This is a genomic window from Alcaligenes sp. DN25, from assembly GCF_023674485.1.
In the GTDB taxonomy this organism is placed as follows: Bacteria; Pseudomonadota; Gammaproteobacteria; order Burkholderiales; family Burkholderiaceae_B; genus Alcaligenes; species Alcaligenes phenolicus.
The window spans coordinates 298839-313929 of record NZ_CP098408.1; the positions used below are offsets into that span (position 1 = coordinate 298839).

Genomic DNA, 15091 nt, shown 5'->3' on the forward strand with positions numbered 1-15091 from the left:
CCTCTTTTACATGAAATTTTGAGGTAAAAAACTTGCAAAGCGGAAAATCCTCGTGCTATAGTTCTTTTCTCGCTGCAGCACACACAGGGTTTTCCCCGAAGCGCCGCAGAGAGCAGTTAGACAAGTTTCACCGCCTTGGCCAAGAGGCCCGCACCGAAGCTTGAATGACTGGTCAGGAAACTGACAGGGTGTAAAACCCGGAGCTTGACAAATCAGAAAATTCTGTGTTAAAGTTCTAGGTTCTGCTCCAGAGAACGCAACGTTAAGTTTTTAAGCGGTTTTGCAGGTTGAAACGGTTTTGAGAATTTACCCTTGTTTGTGAAGTTGGATAGTTAACCTCACGGTTGATTGTTCAGTAGGTAAGAAAGAACGAAAGTTCTGGTTTAAGCGGGATAAGTTAGACGGTTTTAAAACTTTCTAACTTCTTCAAAAAAACGCTTGACACACTACCTGATCTGCTTCATAATCTCGTTTCTCTGCTGCTAACACAGCAAGGCACGAAGCGCCAAGCGCGACGAGCCAGCCGGGTTAGTCAGTAGAACGACAGGCAACTGTCACTGCTCTTTAAAAATTAACAGCCGATAAGTGTGGGCGCTTGGAATGAGCGAGTCGAACCCTTCGGGGATCGCCACAAGTTTGTATCAAGTGCTCACAAACGAAAGATGAAGAATTACCTTGTGTAACTCTGAATTTTTCTTTGAGACACAATCGGTCTCGTCGCAAGACGGGACAACCACAGAGATTAAACTGAAGAGTTTGATCCTGGCTCAGATTGAACGCTAGCGGGATGCTTTACACATGCAAGTCGAACGGCAGCGCGAGAGAGCTTGCTCTCTTGGCGGCGAGTGGCGGACGGGTGAGTAATATATCGGAACGTGCCCAGTAGCGGGGGATAACTACTCGAAAGAGTGGCTAATACCGCATACGCCCTACGGGGGAAAGGGGGGGATCGCAAGACCTCTCACTATTGGAGCGGCCGATATCGGATTAGCTAGTTGGTGGGGTAAAGGCTCACCAAGGCAACGATCCGTAGCTGGTTTGAGAGGACGACCAGCCACACTGGGACTGAGACACGGCCCAGACTCCTACGGGAGGCAGCAGTGGGGAATTTTGGACAATGGGGGAAACCCTGATCCAGCCATCCCGCGTGTATGATGAAGGCCTTCGGGTTGTAAAGTACTTTTGGCAGAGAAGAAAAGGTATCCCCTAATACGGGATACTGCTGACGGTATCTGCAGAATAAGCACCGGCTAACTACGTGCCAGCAGCCGCGGTAATACGTAGGGTGCAAGCGTTAATCGGAATTACTGGGCGTAAAGCGTGTGTAGGCGGTTCGGAAAGAAAGATGTGAAATCCCAGGGCTCAACCTTGGAACTGCATTTTTAACTGCCGAGCTAGAGTATGTCAGAGGGGGGTAGAATTCCACGTGTAGCAGTGAAATGCGTAGATATGTGGAGGAATACCGATGGCGAAGGCAGCCCCCTGGGATAATACTGACGCTCAGACACGAAAGCGTGGGGAGCAAACAGGATTAGATACCCTGGTAGTCCACGCCCTAAACGATGTCAACTAGCTGTTGGGGCCGTTAGGCCTTAGTAGCGCAGCTAACGCGTGAAGTTGACCGCCTGGGGAGTACGGTCGCAAGATTAAAACTCAAAGGAATTGACGGGGACCCGCACAAGCGGTGGATGATGTGGATTAATTCGATGCAACGCGAAAAACCTTACCTACCCTTGACATGTCTGGAAAGCCGAAGAGATTTGGCCGTGCTCGCAAGAGAACCGGAACACAGGTGCTGCATGGCTGTCGTCAGCTCGTGTCGTGAGATGTTGGGTTAAGTCCCGCAACGAGCGCAACCCTTGTCATTAGTTGCTACGCAAGAGCACTCTAATGAGACTGCCGGTGACAAACCGGAGGAAGGTGGGGATGACGTCAAGTCCTCATGGCCCTTATGGGTAGGGCTTCACACGTCATACAATGGTCGGGACAGAGGGTCGCCAACCCGCGAGGGGGAGCCAATCTCAGAAACCCGATCGTAGTCCGGATCGCAGTCTGCAACTCGACTGCGTGAAGTCGGAATCGCTAGTAATCGCGGATCAGAATGTCGCGGTGAATACGTTCCCGGGTCTTGTACACACCGCCCGTCACACCATGGGAGTGGGTTTCACCAGAAGTAGGTAGCCTAACCGCAAGGAGGGCGCTTACCACGGTGGGATTCATGACTGGGGTGAAGTCGTAACAAGGTAGCCGTATCGGAAGGTGCGGCTGGATCACCTCCTTTTAGAGCGAATGGCTCGCAAAGCGAAAGCGTCCACACTTATTGGCTGTTAGTTAATGTCATGACCATTGAAGGTATCGCCCACTGGTGATAGATGGGTCAGTAGCTCAGTCGGTTAGAGCACCGTCTTGATAAGGCGGGGGTCGTTGGTTCGATTCCAACTTGACCCACCAACGATTACCTCGGGGGATTAGCTCAGCTGGGAGAGCACCTGCTTTGCAAGCAGGGGGTCGTCGGTTCGATCCCGTCATCCTCCACCACCGCTTTTGTGGTTGGTTGTCGATACAGCAAGGTTCATGACAGAGTATAGGGCACAGGCAAACAACGGTTAGCCTGGCGCTAGATTCAACGAAGAGTGTTCTTTTTAAAGAATACTGCTCGTTGGGTTATGCAACCCACGAATTGCTCTTTAACAATTAGGAAGAAGCACAACGAAGGTGTGTTGTCTAATAAACGCAAGACGATTAGTCGCCTTGTAATGACAATACACGGGTTGTGATTGCAACAGAACAAATTATGTTCAACGAAAGTTCTCAAAAATATAGACGTTGTTCAGTCTTCGGATTGGATAACAGCTAAGGATTGATGAACGGCAACAACGTATACTCATATTCCTATAACAGCATCAAGCGTTATAGGATCAAGCGAATAAGTGCATATGATGGATGCCTTGGCGATCACAGGCGATGAAGGACGCGGTAGCCTGCGAAAAGCTACGGGGAGCTGGCAAACAAGCTTTGATCCGTAGATGTCCGAATGGGGAAACCCACCGTAGTAATACGGTATCCCATGCTGAATACATAGGCATGTGGAGGCGAACCGAGTGAACTGAACCATCTCAGTAACTCGAGGAAAAGAAATCAACCGAGATTCCGGAAGTAGTGGCGAGCGAAACCGGACCAGCCTGGATGTTTTAGCGTAGTGAATAGTCGAATGGAATGGAAAGTCCAGCCGTAGCAGGTGATAGCCCTGTAGGCGAAATTCAGTACGTGGAACTAAGCATCGAACAAGTAGGGCGGGACACGTGAAATCCTGTCTGAATATGGGGGGACCATCCTCCAAGGCTAAATACTCGTGATCGACCGATAGTGAACCAGTACCGTGAGGGAAAGGCGAAAAGAACCCCGGAAGGGGAGTGAAATAGATCCTGAAATCGTATGCATACAAACAGTAGGAGCACCTTCGTGGTGTGACTGCGTACCTTTTGTATAATGGGTCAGCGACTTACATTCAGTGGCAAGCTTAACCGAATAGGGGAGGCGTAGCGAAAGCGAGTCCGAATAGGGCGATTCAGTCGCTGGGTGTAGACCCGAAACCAGGCGATCTATCCATGGCCAGGTTGAAGGCACGGTAACACGTGCTGGAGGACCGAACCCACTAATGTTGAAAAATTAGGGGATGAGCTGTGGATCGGAGTGAAAGGCTAAACAAGCCTGGAGATAGCTGGTTCTCTCCGAAAACTATTTAGGTAGTGCCTCGTATATTACTGCCGGGGGTAGAGCACTGTTATGGCTAGGGGGTCACAGCGACTTACCAACCCATGGCAAACTCCGAATACCGGCAAGTACAGTACGGGAGACAGAGCACCGGGTGCTAACGTCCGGACTCAAGAGGGAAACAACCCAGACCGCCAGCTAAGGTCCCTAACTATGGCTAAGTGGGAAACGAAGTGGGAAGGCATAGACAGTCAGGAGGTTGGCTTAGAAGCAGCCATCCTTTAAAGAAAGCGTAATAGCTCACTGATCGAGTCGTCCTGCGCGGAAGATGTAACGGGGCTAAGCCATAGACCGAAGCTGCGGATGTGTACTTTTAGTACACATGGTAGGAGAGCGTTCCGTAAGCCTGTGAAGGTGTTCCGTGAGGAATGCTGGAGGTATCGGAAGTGAGAATGCTGACATGAGTAGCGATAAAGGGGGTGAAAAGCCCCCTCGCCGTAAGTCCAAGGTTTCCTGCGCAACGTTCATCGGCGCAGGGTGAGTCGGCCCCTAAGGCGAGGCAGAGATGCGTAGCTGATGGGAAGCGGGTTAATATTCCCGCACCGTCGTAGAGTGCGATGGGGGGACGGATTGCAGAATGTTATCGGGGTGTTGGATGTCCCCGTTGGCGCATCATAGAAGGCACTTAGGCAAATCCGGGTGCGTAATTCAAGGGTGTGACTGGATAGAGCTTCGGCTCTAAACTAACTGGAAGCAGTTCCAAGAAAAGCCTCTAAGCTTCAGCTCTACGAGACCGTACCGCAAACCGACACAGGTGGACGGGATGAATATTCCAAGGCGCTTGAGAGAACTCAGGAGAAGGAACTCGGCAAATTAATACCGTAACTTCGGGAGAAGGTATGCCTCATTAGTGTGATGTGCCTGCGCACAAAGCATGAAGAGGCCGCAGTGAATCGGTGGCTGCGACTGTTTACTAAAAACACAGCACTCTGCAAACACGAAAGTGGACGTATAGGGTGTGACGCCTGCCCGGTGCCGGAAGGTTAAGTGATGGGGTGCAAGCTCTTGATCGAAGCCCCGGTAAACGGCGGCCGTAACTATAACGGTCCTAAGGTAGCGAAATTCCTTGTCGGGTAAGTTCCGACCTGCACGAATGGCGTAACGATGGCCACACTGTCTCCTCCTGAGACTCAGCGAAGTTGACATGGTTGTGATGATGCAATCTCCCCGCGGCTAGACGGAAAGACCCCATGAACCTTTACTGTAGCTTTGCATTGGATTGTGAACCGGCCTGTGTAGGATAGGTGGGAGACGTTGAAGCGTGGTCGCCAGATCGCGTGGAGTCATCCTTGAAATACCACCCTGGTCTGTTTGCGGTTCTAACCTAGGTCCCTAATCGGGATCGGGGACCGTGCATGGTGGGCAGTTTGACTGGGGCGGTCTCCTCCTAAAGTGTAACGGAGGAGTTCGAAGGTACGCTAGAGACGGTCGGAAATCGTCTTGATAGTGCAATGGCATAAGCGTGCTTGACTGTGAGACTGACAAGTCGAACAGGTACGAAAGTAGGACATAGTGATCCGGTGGTTCTGTATGGAAGGGCCATCGCTCAACGGATAAAAGGTACTCTGGGGATAACAGGCTGATACCGCCCAAGAGTTCATATCGACGGCGGTGTTTGGCACCTCGATGTCGGCTCATCTCATCCTGGGGCTGTAGCCGGTCCCAAGGGTATGGCTGTTCGCCATTTAAAGAGGTACGTGAGCTGGGTTTAAAACGTCGTGAGACAGTTTGGTCCCTATCTGCCGTGGGCGTTGGATACTTGACGGAGCCTGCTCCTAGTACGAGAGGACCGGAGTGGACGTACCACTGGTGTATCGGTTGTCATGCCAATGGCATTGCCGAGTAGCTACGTACGGAAGAGATAACCGCTGAAGGCATCTAAGCGGGAAACTCGTCTGAAGATTAGGTATCCCGGGGGCTTGACCCCCCTGTAGGGTCGTCCGAGACCAGGACGTTGATAGGCTGGGTGTGGAAGTGCAGTAATGCATGTAGCTAACCAGTACTAATTGCCCGTGTGGCTTGATCCTATAACCCTTGAGGTTGTAGTGAGTTAAGTTGTTGACCACAGAACGTAATATTGAAGTGCAGCGCAACCCGCGCTTGACACCTTCGTAACCGCTGCTAGTTGATCCGTACTGATCGCTAGCGGTGTGCTTCTTCCAATTGGCTGGGGCGCCCCTTAAAAGACGACTCGGCAACCAGTTACGCTTGACGACCATAGCAAGGTGGTCCCACACCTTCCCATCCCGAACAGGACTGTGAAACGCCTTTGCGCCGATGATAGTGGACGGACGTCTGTGAAAGTAGGTCATCGTCAAGCTCTTATTCCTCAAAACCCCCGCAAGCATCCCTTGCGGGGGTTTTGTTTTATGCGGCGACAAAAGCGCAGGCTACCGGTCTGTCTCGGATTGCTCGAAGGCCTGACCCTGGACCGCCCGGTTCAGGCGTACCGCCACCCCTCCTGGCCCGTTCCGGGCTGCGTGTATTCCTTATTCTTACCGACGCCGATTGGCCCAACCCTAGCAGGTCGGTCTTGGCATCCTGTCCCGGCACCCTAGGATTGACCTTCAATCCGTCGTTGCTTACCTGCAGGGTGTTCGGTCGTTCTACTCTTCGCGCTTGTAGCATTAGTTGCTGAGCTTTCTGTACCAATCAGCTTTGATGACCAAGATAGGGCGTACAGCTGTCGGCATTAGGTTCTGTATGGCCATATAACGTGCCTAGTTATTACCCGCCTTTGTCCTACTCGTCCTCCCTGATCCTCCTGAAATTCCTACTCAGTTTTCTCTTTAACGTGGACGTTGCTGGTTCTGTTAAGGCCTATCGCCTCCATGCAGAATTCAAGTCGATTTGGAAATGAGGTTGTTCCCAATCAGTTTCCCCTCTCAATATTCCCTGCCTCTAACATGGTCAAATTTGACCGCTTCTTGCTTGGATCTGTTCCTAAGTCATGCTGAACTAGCTGTTCTGACTATCTTTTTACGTCCTCTTTAAAGCCTCGATTTATCTGTTTGACGTGTATCAATCAGGCGTCGAGCTAATCTGAACAAGAGGGAACGGAGTATGTCAGTCTAGCTATGGTTCTATTTGGCTTACGGAAAAGATATGGCGGCTCAAGACATGGCCTCGCAGGCAAGCAATGAAGAATTGTCAGACACTAGGTTAGTGCAGGGTGAAGGGTCGGGACGCTGGAAGCGGATACAGGCGCAGCTGGCTCATCTGCCTATATTCAAGGAGCTGCCACCGGAACAACTGGAGCCCATTGCTAAAGGTACTCAGGAAGTACACGCTTTGCGTGGTACGACTTTATTTCACAGTGGAGATCCTTGTTTGGGCTTTCACATGTTGGTCTATGGTCGGGTGAAGCTGGTATTTGTCTCGTCCACGGGCTCAGAGCGCGTCGTTCGCCTGGTGGGGCCAGGAGAGGGGTTTGGTGAGGCGCTGATGTTCATGGGCCGTAATTACATTGTGACGGCCCAGACTTTGGTGGACTCTCTGCTTTTGCATATCAATAGAGACACCTTGATGGAGCAGCTGGAGAAGGGCAGTGATGTTGCTCGCCTGATGCTGGCGGGTTTAAGTGAGCGGCTTTATCGCTTGATGGGCGAGTTGGAGGCCTATACGCTGCAAAATGGTGTGCAACGTCTGGTGAATTACCTTTTGCAGGAGTGGCCGGGCGAAGAGGGTGTCCCCTTCAGGATCGATGTCGGTAAGTCCGTCATTGCTTCCCGCCTGAATCTGACCCCGGAGCACTTATCACGTACCTTGCGTGATTTGATGGACCGGGATCTGATTCGGGTTCAGCGACGTAATTTTACGATTCTGGACAGCGCGGCTTTGCGGCAATATGGTGTTCTGACTGATATGCGCGGATAGCGCGCAGGCTACGGCGATAGCGCTGCCAGGCTGTGCATAGATTCCAAGTCAAGCTTGCAAAAGACAGCAGCAAAGCAGGAGCAGCTATCCAGGCGAAATACTCGATCCCCAAGCTCGCACCTGTCCAAAGCACCAGACTTAGGCTATGCAAAGCCCAATGCGCGCGGGCGGTGGACGCGGGGATGTAGTTGGCAGTCTTGGGGATAAGGCGTAAGAGGGCACGCGTGTGCTCGGTATTGTCCGTATCCATGCTGACATGCTCCTGGGCCTCGCGCCAAAGCAGAAAGGGCACGATGGTATAGAGCATCCCACAGACGACGGAACCCAAGGCTCCCATAATGAGCAAGACACCAATCGCCAGCTCTGCGTTGGAGACGGCGGGATTGTGGGTCCAGAAGTTCAACAGAACAGCAATCAACAGGCTGCTTAAAGAGCTGTACCAGAATAAAGTGCTGGCTCCTGCTGTCGGACGCTTGCGTTTCCAGAGGCGCGCCCACGTAATCACCGCCCATAAGCCGTAGCTTAAAAAGATCAGGTAGGTGACCAGATCACGCAAAGGTAACCAGGAGCCAGGTAAGGAGGCCAGGGCCCACTGTGCAATCAACAAGGCTCCTACGACCCAAGGTAGCCAACGTACTAGAGGCGCCGGGTAGAGTTCGGTGATTTGAAAAATAGGCAGCAGTTGGAACGACATGGCAATCAGCAGCAAGCCTGCCCAAGCTGCCAAGCCCATCGTCATGTGAAGATTCAGCAAATTGGCGACGGCTTGTTCGCTTGCCAAGGCGACCAGCATGGCAAGCCCCGTTGAGACAGTCAGCAACAGTCCTAGCAAAGCCAGTCGGATAGGAGCAACGATTTCTTTGGCGCCGCGAAAGACGTCGCGCCGAGAGCGCCACAAGGCCAGCATGGCAGTCAGTAGATAAGCCCCCAAAGCAAAGGCAAGACAAGCGCCTGCCAGCGTGTAAGCCCAGCTTTGCCAGCTAAGAAAGCCCGTCATCAGAAATAGTGTGCCAGCGCTGAGCAAGCCCCAAAAAGCTAGCGCCTGACCGCGTGACACCTGAATACGCACATTGCAGGCCACGGCCAGAATATGTGCCAAAGAGGCAAACATGGCACTGCCCACGATCCCCAAGGTCCAGGCATGGGTTATGGCCAAGGTGGCGGGGTGCCAGCGGGAGTTGAATAATTCCGGTCCGCTATAGAGCGCCAGCATGGCAGCCAGCAGTCCAAAAAAAGGGACATTCGCAAACAGGGGCAAGGTCAGTGACAAAGAGGGTGACTGATCCAGCGATAAAGCGCGTTGCATAGACTTAGTTCCTGCGGATGATGAGCTTGAAGCCGTTTTCTTGGTGGGTGCCGTGATACTTGAAGCCGCTGCGTCGCAGGATTTCATACAAGGGGAAAGGTTCTCGATCCAGCCACATGAGCAAGGCCTGGGTGGGAGCCAGTTCAGCCAGTGCTTCCAGGCAATGCTCCAAAGGCTCGGGTGCGGGCAGGCCGCGAGTATCCAGCGTGATCTCAGTTTGTGTCATCAAGACTCCAGCACGAAAGGCTTGGAAGGCATTGTGGACCATTCTGCCCGCCTATGGCGCAGGCAAAGTGGGACTTGTTTGCCACGGGTCAGGAGGTGGGAAGAATTTGATATGCGTTAAGGCCCCTTAATTTCAGAGCAGGCATAGTGGTGGTCTTGTCGAGCCAGGATCCACCCTGGCCAGATTGCTGATCGGGGAGTGTCATGAATACAGCGTCCACGGCTTTAGCCGCATCCGATAACCCGCAGATGGAACTGGTTTGCCCAGCGGGCAGCTTGCCTGCTTTGAAAGCAGCCATTGATAACGGAGCCGATAGTGTCTATCTGGGGTTCCGGGATGCCACCAATGCCCGGAACTTTGCCGGGCTTAATTTTGATGCACAGGCGATTGCACAAGGGATTGATTACGCACACCAGCGCGGCCGCAAAGTTTTGCTGGCTCTCAATACCTACCCGCAACCCAATGCCTGGCAACAGTGGCGCGACGCGGTGGACCGAGCTGCCCAGGCTCAGGTCGATGCGGTCATCATGGCAGACCCAGGTTTGATGGCCTATGCCAGTCAGGCACATCCCAATCTGCGTTTGCACTTGTCGGTGCAGGGTTCAGCCACTAATCCGGAAGCCATCAAGTATTACCACCAGAACTTCGGTATTCAGCGCGTGGTTTTGCCGCGTGTCCTGTCCATGACCCAAGTGGAGCAGGTCTGTGAGCAGGTCCCTGTTCAGGTTGAGGTTTTTGGCTTTGGCAGCTTGTGCGTGATGGTGGAGGGCCGCTGTGCCTTGTCCTCCTATGCCACTGGTGAGTCCCCCAATACACATGGAGTCTGTTCCCCCGCCGGGCATGTGCGCTGGGAGCAGACTGATCAGGGCCTGGAGTCGCGTCTGAATGGTGTGTTGATCGACCGCTATCAGGATGGTGAAAATGCGGCTTACCCCACTTTGTGCAAAGGGCGTTTTGATGTGGCGGGCGAAAACTATTACGCACTGGAAGAGCCCACCAGCCTGAACACCTTGTCCTTGTTGCCACAACTGTTGGCGGCGGGTGTCAGCGCAATCAAGATTGAAGGCCGACAGCGCAGCCCGGCTTATGTGGCTCAAGTTACCCAGGTTTGGCGGCAAGCCATTGATTCGGCCAAATCCACGCCAGCCCGTTATTCAGTCCATCCGGCCTGGATGGGGGCTTTGAACAAACTGGCCGAAGGGCAGCAACATACGCTGGGTGCCTATTCTCGGCCCTGGAAGTAGAGCATGGGAGGCTCAATCATGAAATTATCTTTAGGCCCCTTGCAGTATTACTGGTCCCGCGTTGCCACGATGCAGTTTTATGAGTCGGCCTGCGACTGGCCGATCGATGTGGTGTATCTGGGCGAGACCGTATGTTCGCGTCGTCACGAGCTACGACTGGATGATTGGCTGGATATTGCCCAGATGCTGGCCCAGGCTGGCAAGGTGCCGGTTCTGTCTAGTCAGGTCTTGCTGGAGTCCGGGCGGGACGTGAATACGCTACGCAAGGTCACCGAACAGGCTGATTATCTGGTCGAAGCCAATGATATGGGAGCAGTACGTTTGATGCAGGGTCGGGACTTTGTCGCTGGCCCTTTTTTAAATGTTTATAACGGGCCAGTGCTGGATTTGATTGCTTCTCAAGGCGCGGTGCGTTGGGTGATGCCTCTGGAAATGGGCCGTGCAGGATTGGCGCAGTTGCAGCAAGACAGACCTGCCGGTTTGGAAACCGAGGTCTTTGCCTTCGGGCGTTTGCCCCTGGCTTTCTCGGCCCGTTGCTTTGCGGCGCGTAACCGCAATCTGCCCAAGGACAATTGCCAGTACGTGTGCATGGACTATCCCGATGGCTTGCTGCTGGAAACCCGTGAAGGGCAGGGTTTTCTGACGATTAACGGTATCCAGACTCAATCCGCCTGGGTGTACACCTTACTGGAGCAGGTACAGGATTTGCGCGATTTGGGTGTGAATATGCTGCGTTTGAGTCCGCAATCTCAGCATATGGATGCGGTCGTGCATTTGTTTAATGACGTGATTCAGGGGCGTATTCAGGCAAGGGATGCCCACGAGGATATGCTGCCTTTACTGCCCGCTAAGGCCTGCAACGGTTTCTGGCATGGTCGCCCCGGTTTGGAATGGGTGTCGCCGGTGTCAGAGCGTTTTTAAGGGAGGGATGGAAGAATGAATGAAATAACGACTCCCCGTTTACCCGCTGTTGTGGCGGGTGTTTTAAGCCGATTACCTCCGTGGCCCGGCTCCCGCTTGTTTTGTACGGGCTTGAACGTGCTGATGCGTCCGCACTTGCCGGCTGACATTGCGGAACGGTTGGAAGGGCGAGCTTTACGCATACAGGTGGCGGATGCCGGCTTAGCGTTTGACTATACGTGGCGCCAAGGGGCTTTTTATCCTCTGTCGGCACGCGTACAACGTCCGGATTTGACTCTGAAAGCGGATCTTTGGGCTTTTTATCAGCTTTTGCAGCGGCAGGAAGATCCGGATACCTTGTTCTTTAATCGACGTCTGTCGATTGAGGGTGATACCGAATTGGGTCTGATGGTGAAAAACACCCTGGACGCCTTGGACCCCGATATTCTGCATCCGCGTGCAGTGCTTAAACAGGGTAAAGCAGCTTTACAGGATGTGCTGCGCCGCCCGATACGCACCCCCGCTTCTTCCTGAGACAATTAAGAGCGTCGCACTTCAAAGTGCGGAAACAGCTTCTGGAGGTTTTCCAAAACTTCCGCTCCCGGGTAGGCCTGCAAAGCCTGCCCAGTTTCATTCAGGAAATCATCATCACAGCCTTGTGTGCGGAAAATCTGCACGGCATAGCGCTGGACGCCCAGCTCATGCAGGTGTTGTCCCAAAGCTTGTACCGAGGCGGGACTGTGCAGCTGGGGATGAATAGTGCTGCGGCACTCAAACAGAACGTCTTCGTTCAGCAGCAACTGCAAACTGCGTAAGGGCGCAGCGGCACTATTGCTGCGTTGAGTAATGGCGTCGTAGTGACTGAACTCTGCCTTGATATCCAGGCCTATCCAGTCCACCCAAGGCAGGATTTCCAGCAGTCTGGCCGGATGTGTGCCTGCGGTGTGTAAACCGATTTTGAAACCCAGCCTGCGCACCGCGCGGATGGCGGAGCCCAGGGCCGGGTCCAGTGTGGGCTCGCCGCCGCTAAAGACGACGGCATCCAGCAGGCCGACGCGGCGATTCAGAAAGTCCAGCAAGGCGTTCCAATCAATAGCACTGTCTGGTGTGCGCTCTTGCAGGTGGGGGTTGTGGCAGTAGCCACAGCGCCAGGGGCAGCCTTGCACAAAGATGACAGCGGCTAATTGGCCGGGGTAATCCGTAGCCGAGAAAGGGGCGCAGCCACCCACTTTCAATGCCACTTTGTGGGCAGGCGTGGCCGGGTAAAGATGGCGCGTGGCGTAAGTCATGGAATTTGACCGGGCTGTTTATCGGGTGGGGACGGTATTGCTTGCGCAGGCGCTGGCTTCGGTGAAGTAGCGTCGCTCATGAAACTCACCTTGCTTGCCAATATTGAAAGACGACATGGGACGGTGATAGCCCATGACGCGTGTCCAAATTTCGCAAGGCTGGCGTTCGGAATCTTGAAGAGTGATGGTGTCGGTGTTCATGAATAACTCCTTGGAAAAAAGGGCCGTCACGCTATGCGGATGTGACTAGCCTGGGTGTGTGCCAAGAGGCTGGTTGTAGATAAAGGCTGAGGACAACTAAAAGCCTGGTTTTAGTTGAGCCAAGTGGATTGGGTTTAGCCTGTCGTGGTAAAAAGTTGGCTTGAAGAGATCGGCTTTAATGGACTGGTGTCGGTGTCGGTGTCGGTGTCGGTGTCGGTGTCGGTGTCGACGACGGCGTTGACGTGTCCGCGATAACTTCGTTTTGAACGTCAGCCTCGGCCCGAGCTTGAGCTAACTTGTTGGCCAGCAATTCGCTGTCGCAATGCGGGCAAAACTCATGTTTTCCAGACAGATAGCCGTGCTTGGGGCAGATAGAAAATGTGGGCGTAACGGTGATGTAAGGCAAGGAAAAACGGTTCAAGGCTCGTTGCACCAGATTGCGGCAGGCATCAGTGCTGGACAGTGCTTCGGTCATATAGAGGTGCAGCACGGTGCCGCCGGTGTATTTGCCTTGCAGCTCGTCTTGTCGCTCCAATGCCTCGAAGGGGTCTTCAGTAAAGCCCACCGGCAGCTGTGAGGAATTGGTGTAGTAGGGCATTTGCTCGGTCCCTGCTTGCAGAATGTCGGGCCAGCGGGCGCGATCTTCTTTGGCAAAGCGGTAAGTGGTGCCCTCGGCAGGGGTGGCTTCCAGGTTGTACAGGTGGCCGGTACTTTCCTGAAACTCCACCATGCGCTCCCGAATATGGTCCAGCAAACGCAGGGCAAAGCGGTGCCCCCACGGCGTGCAAAGATTTTGCTTGTCCTGGGTAAAGTTGCGGATCATCTCGTTAATGCCGTTCACTCCCAGTGTGGAAAAGTGATTGCGCAAGGTGCCCAGATAGCGGCGTGTGTAGGGAAACAGCCCTTGGTCCATATGCTGCTGGATCACCGTGCGCTTGATTTCCAGGCTGTCGCGGCCCATTTCCAGCAGTTCATCCAAACGGGCAAACAGACCGGCTTCATCGCCTTGATACAGATACCCCAAGCGGGCGCAGTTCAGGGTGACCACTCCCAGGGAGCCGGTTTGCTCGGCAGAGCCAAACAAGCCATTACCGCGTTTGAGCAGCTCGCGCAGATCCAGTTGCAGGCGGCAGCACATGGAGCGGATCATATTGGGTTCCAGCTCGGAGTTAATGAAGTTCTGGAAGTAGGGCAGGCCATATTTGGCCGTCATGGCAAACAGGCGCTCGGCATTCGGGCTGTGCCAGTCAAAATCCCGGGTGATGTTGTAGGTGGGAATCGGGAAGGTGAAGGCACGGCCACGGGCATCACCCTCGCTCATGACTTCGATATAGGCCTGGTTGATCATGTCCATTTCGGCCTGCAGATCCCCGTAGCAAAACGGCATTTCTTCGCCACCTATTTGCGGAACTTGCTCGCGCAGGTCTTCGGGGCAAACCCAATCAAAGGTCAGATTGGTAAAGGGCGTCTGCGTCCCCCAGCGCGAGGGTACGTTCAGGTTGTAGATCAGTTCCTGCATGCATTGGCACACCTGCTTGTAGCTCAGGCCGTCCTTGCGGATGAAGGGCGCCATATAGGTATCAAAGGAGCTGAAGGCCTGAGCTCCGGCCCATTCGTTCTGCAGGGTGCCCAGAAAATTGACGACCTGGCCAACTGCACTGCTTAGATGCCGCGGTGGGCCGGATTCAATCTTTCCGGGTACGCCATTGAGCCCTTCGTTCAGGAAAGTGCGCAAGGACCAGCCGGCGCAGTAGCCAGAGAGCATGTCCAGATCGTGGATGTGCAGGTCGGCCTGACGGTGTGCCTGGCCGATTGCTTCGGGGTAAACGTGGCTGAGCCAGTAGTTGGCAATCATCTTGCCCGAGCTGTTCAGAATCAGACCGCCCAGCGAGTAGCCCTGGTTGGCATTGGCTTGCACGCGCCAGTCCTGGCGGTCCAGATATTCAGTAATGGAACGGATGATGTCCAGCTGAGCAACTGGACGCGAGGCAGTTTCCTGGGTAGCCATATTTTTCACAAGAACCTATATATAGTGATTTTTAGGATTCACGACACTATATATGGTGGTTTTTGAAGGGGCTAGGCGATTGTCGTCCAGGCTTGATCTAGGTTAATTTTGTGCTCGAAGTGACTGGGTCAAGGGGGGTGTCGGAAAGAAGTCGTTGGGCACTCCTTACTCTGATCGTTCGTAGGTGGAGATTTGTGAAGTCGAGGTGGTCATGCTGCCAGGTATAAAGAGTTGGCTATGGCCATGCTATGCAAGCAAGCAAGCAAG

General features: G+C 53.6%; 9 protein-coding genes, 2 tRNA genes and 3 rRNA genes. 9 read left to right on the forward strand and 5 right to left on the reverse strand.

What is annotated here, in order from left to right:
• Positions 1-744 precede the first annotated feature (744 nt).
• The 6 genes from NBV64_RS01340 (at position 745) to NBV64_RS01365 (ending at position 7650) form a co-directional block, all read left to right on the forward strand.
• A 16S ribosomal RNA gene (locus NBV64_RS01340) occupies positions 745-2281 on the forward strand.
• A 93-nt stretch (positions 2282-2374) separates the two neighbouring features.
• Positions 2375-2451, forward strand: a tRNA-Ile gene (locus NBV64_RS01345).
• Positions 2452-2462: 11 nt separating this feature from the next.
• Positions 2463-2538, forward strand: a tRNA-Ala gene (locus tag NBV64_RS01350).
• Positions 2539-2916: 378 nt separating this feature from the next.
• Positions 2917-5801, forward strand: a 23S ribosomal RNA gene (locus tag NBV64_RS01355).
• Positions 5802-5981: 180 nt separating this feature from the next.
• Positions 5982-6094, forward strand: a 5S ribosomal RNA gene (gene rrf / locus NBV64_RS01360).
• The 16S, 23S and 5S rRNA genes sit together here with 2 tRNA genes alongside, the layout of an rRNA operon.
• Before the next feature lie 785 nt (positions 6095-6879).
• Entirely contained in the window at positions 6880-7650 is a 771-nt protein-coding gene (locus NBV64_RS01365; protein ID WP_250756488.1) for a Crp/Fnr family transcriptional regulator, read from the forward strand.
• Here the strand turns inward: NBV64_RS01365 and NBV64_RS01370 are convergent.
• The gene (locus NBV64_RS01370; protein ID WP_250756489.1) at positions 7589-8956 is read right to left on the reverse strand and encodes a hypothetical protein; all 1368 of its coding nucleotides are present in this window, start codon (positions 8954-8956) and stop codon (positions 7589-7591) included. The two genes, NBV64_RS01365 and NBV64_RS01370, sit on opposite strands and share 62 nt — an antisense overlap.
• Before the next feature lie 4 nt (positions 8957-8960).
• Positions 8961-9182, reverse strand: coding sequence for a DUF2249 domain-containing protein (locus tag NBV64_RS01375; RefSeq protein WP_035268878.1), 222 nt, complete (start codon positions 9180-9182; stop codon positions 8961-8963).
• Between the two features lie 248 nt (positions 9183-9430).
• Here NBV64_RS01375 and ubiU point away from each other — a divergent pair, with 248 nt between their 5' ends.
• From ubiU to ubiT, 3 genes are read left to right on the forward strand one after another with little or no spacing between them, the layout of a single operon-like run.
• The gene (ubiU, locus tag NBV64_RS01380; protein WP_009458516.1) at positions 9431-10426 is read left to right on the forward strand and encodes a ubiquinone anaerobic biosynthesis protein UbiU; all 996 of its coding nucleotides are present in this window, start codon (positions 9431-9433) and stop codon (positions 10424-10426) included.
• An 18-nt stretch (positions 10427-10444) separates the two neighbouring features.
• The gene (gene ubiV, locus NBV64_RS01385; RefSeq protein WP_031232782.1) at positions 10445-11347 is read left to right on the forward strand and encodes a ubiquinone anaerobic biosynthesis protein UbiV; all 903 of its coding nucleotides are present in this window, start codon (positions 10445-10447) and stop codon (positions 11345-11347) included.
• A gap of 15 nt (positions 11348-11362) precedes the next feature.
• Positions 11363-11860 (forward strand): ubiquinone anaerobic biosynthesis accessory factor UbiT, encoded by a 498-nt coding sequence (gene ubiT / locus NBV64_RS01390; protein WP_035268506.1) that lies wholly within the window; start codon positions 11363-11365, stop codon positions 11858-11860.
• A 5-nt stretch (positions 11861-11865) separates the two neighbouring features.
• Here the strand turns inward: ubiT and NBV64_RS01395 are convergent, their stop codons facing one another.
• The 3 genes from NBV64_RS01395 to NBV64_RS01405 form a co-directional block, all read right to left on the reverse strand.
• On the reverse strand, positions 11866-12615 hold the full coding sequence (locus NBV64_RS01395; protein ID WP_035268503.1) for an anaerobic ribonucleoside-triphosphate reductase activating protein: 750 nt from the start codon (positions 12613-12615) through the stop codon (positions 11866-11868).
• An 18-nt stretch (positions 12616-12633) separates the two neighbouring features.
• Complete coding sequence (gene nrdD / locus NBV64_RS01400; protein ID WP_250756490.1) at positions 12634-12816, reverse strand: anaerobic ribonucleoside-triphosphate reductase; 183 nt, start codon at positions 12814-12816, stop codon at positions 12634-12636.
• Between the two features lie 175 nt (positions 12817-12991).
• Positions 12992-14824 (reverse strand): ribonucleoside triphosphate reductase, encoded by a 1833-nt coding sequence (locus NBV64_RS01405; protein ID WP_250756491.1) that lies wholly within the window; start codon positions 14822-14824, stop codon positions 12992-12994.
• Between the last annotated feature and the right edge of the window lie 267 nt (positions 14825-15091).

Excerpts from the sequence above, each read along its gene's own strand:
- NBV64_RS01395 (WP_035268503.1), bottom strand. The coding sequence starts at position 12,615 with ATGACTTACGCCACGCGCCATCTTTACCCGGCCACGCCTGCCCACAAA.
- NBV64_RS01370 (WP_250756489.1), bottom strand. The coding sequence starts at position 8,956 with ATGCAACGCGCTTTATCGCTGGATCAGTCACCCTCTTTGTCACTGACC.
- ubiV (WP_031232782.1), top strand. The coding sequence starts at position 10,445 with ATGAAATTATCTTTAGGCCCCTTGCAGTATTACTGGTCCCGCGTTGCC.
- NBV64_RS01365 (WP_250756488.1), top strand. The coding sequence starts at position 6,880 with ATGGCGGCTCAAGACATGGCCTCGCAGGCAAGCAATGAAGAATTGTCA.
- nrdD (WP_250756490.1), bottom strand. The coding sequence starts at position 12,816 with ATGAACACCGACACCATCACTCTTCAAGATTCCGAACGCCAGCCTTGC.
- NBV64_RS01375 (WP_035268878.1), bottom strand. The coding sequence starts at position 9,182 with ATGACACAAACTGAGATCACGCTGGATACTCGCGGCCTGCCCGCACCC.
- NBV64_RS01405 (WP_250756491.1), bottom strand. The coding sequence starts at position 14,824 with ATGGCTACCCAGGAAACTGCCTCGCGTCCAGTTGCTCAGCTGGACATC.
- ubiU (WP_009458516.1), top strand. The coding sequence starts at position 9,431 with ATGGAACTGGTTTGCCCAGCGGGCAGCTTGCCTGCTTTGAAAGCAGCC.
- ubiT (WP_035268506.1), top strand. The coding sequence starts at position 11,363 with ATGAATGAAATAACGACTCCCCGTTTACCCGCTGTTGTGGCGGGTGTT.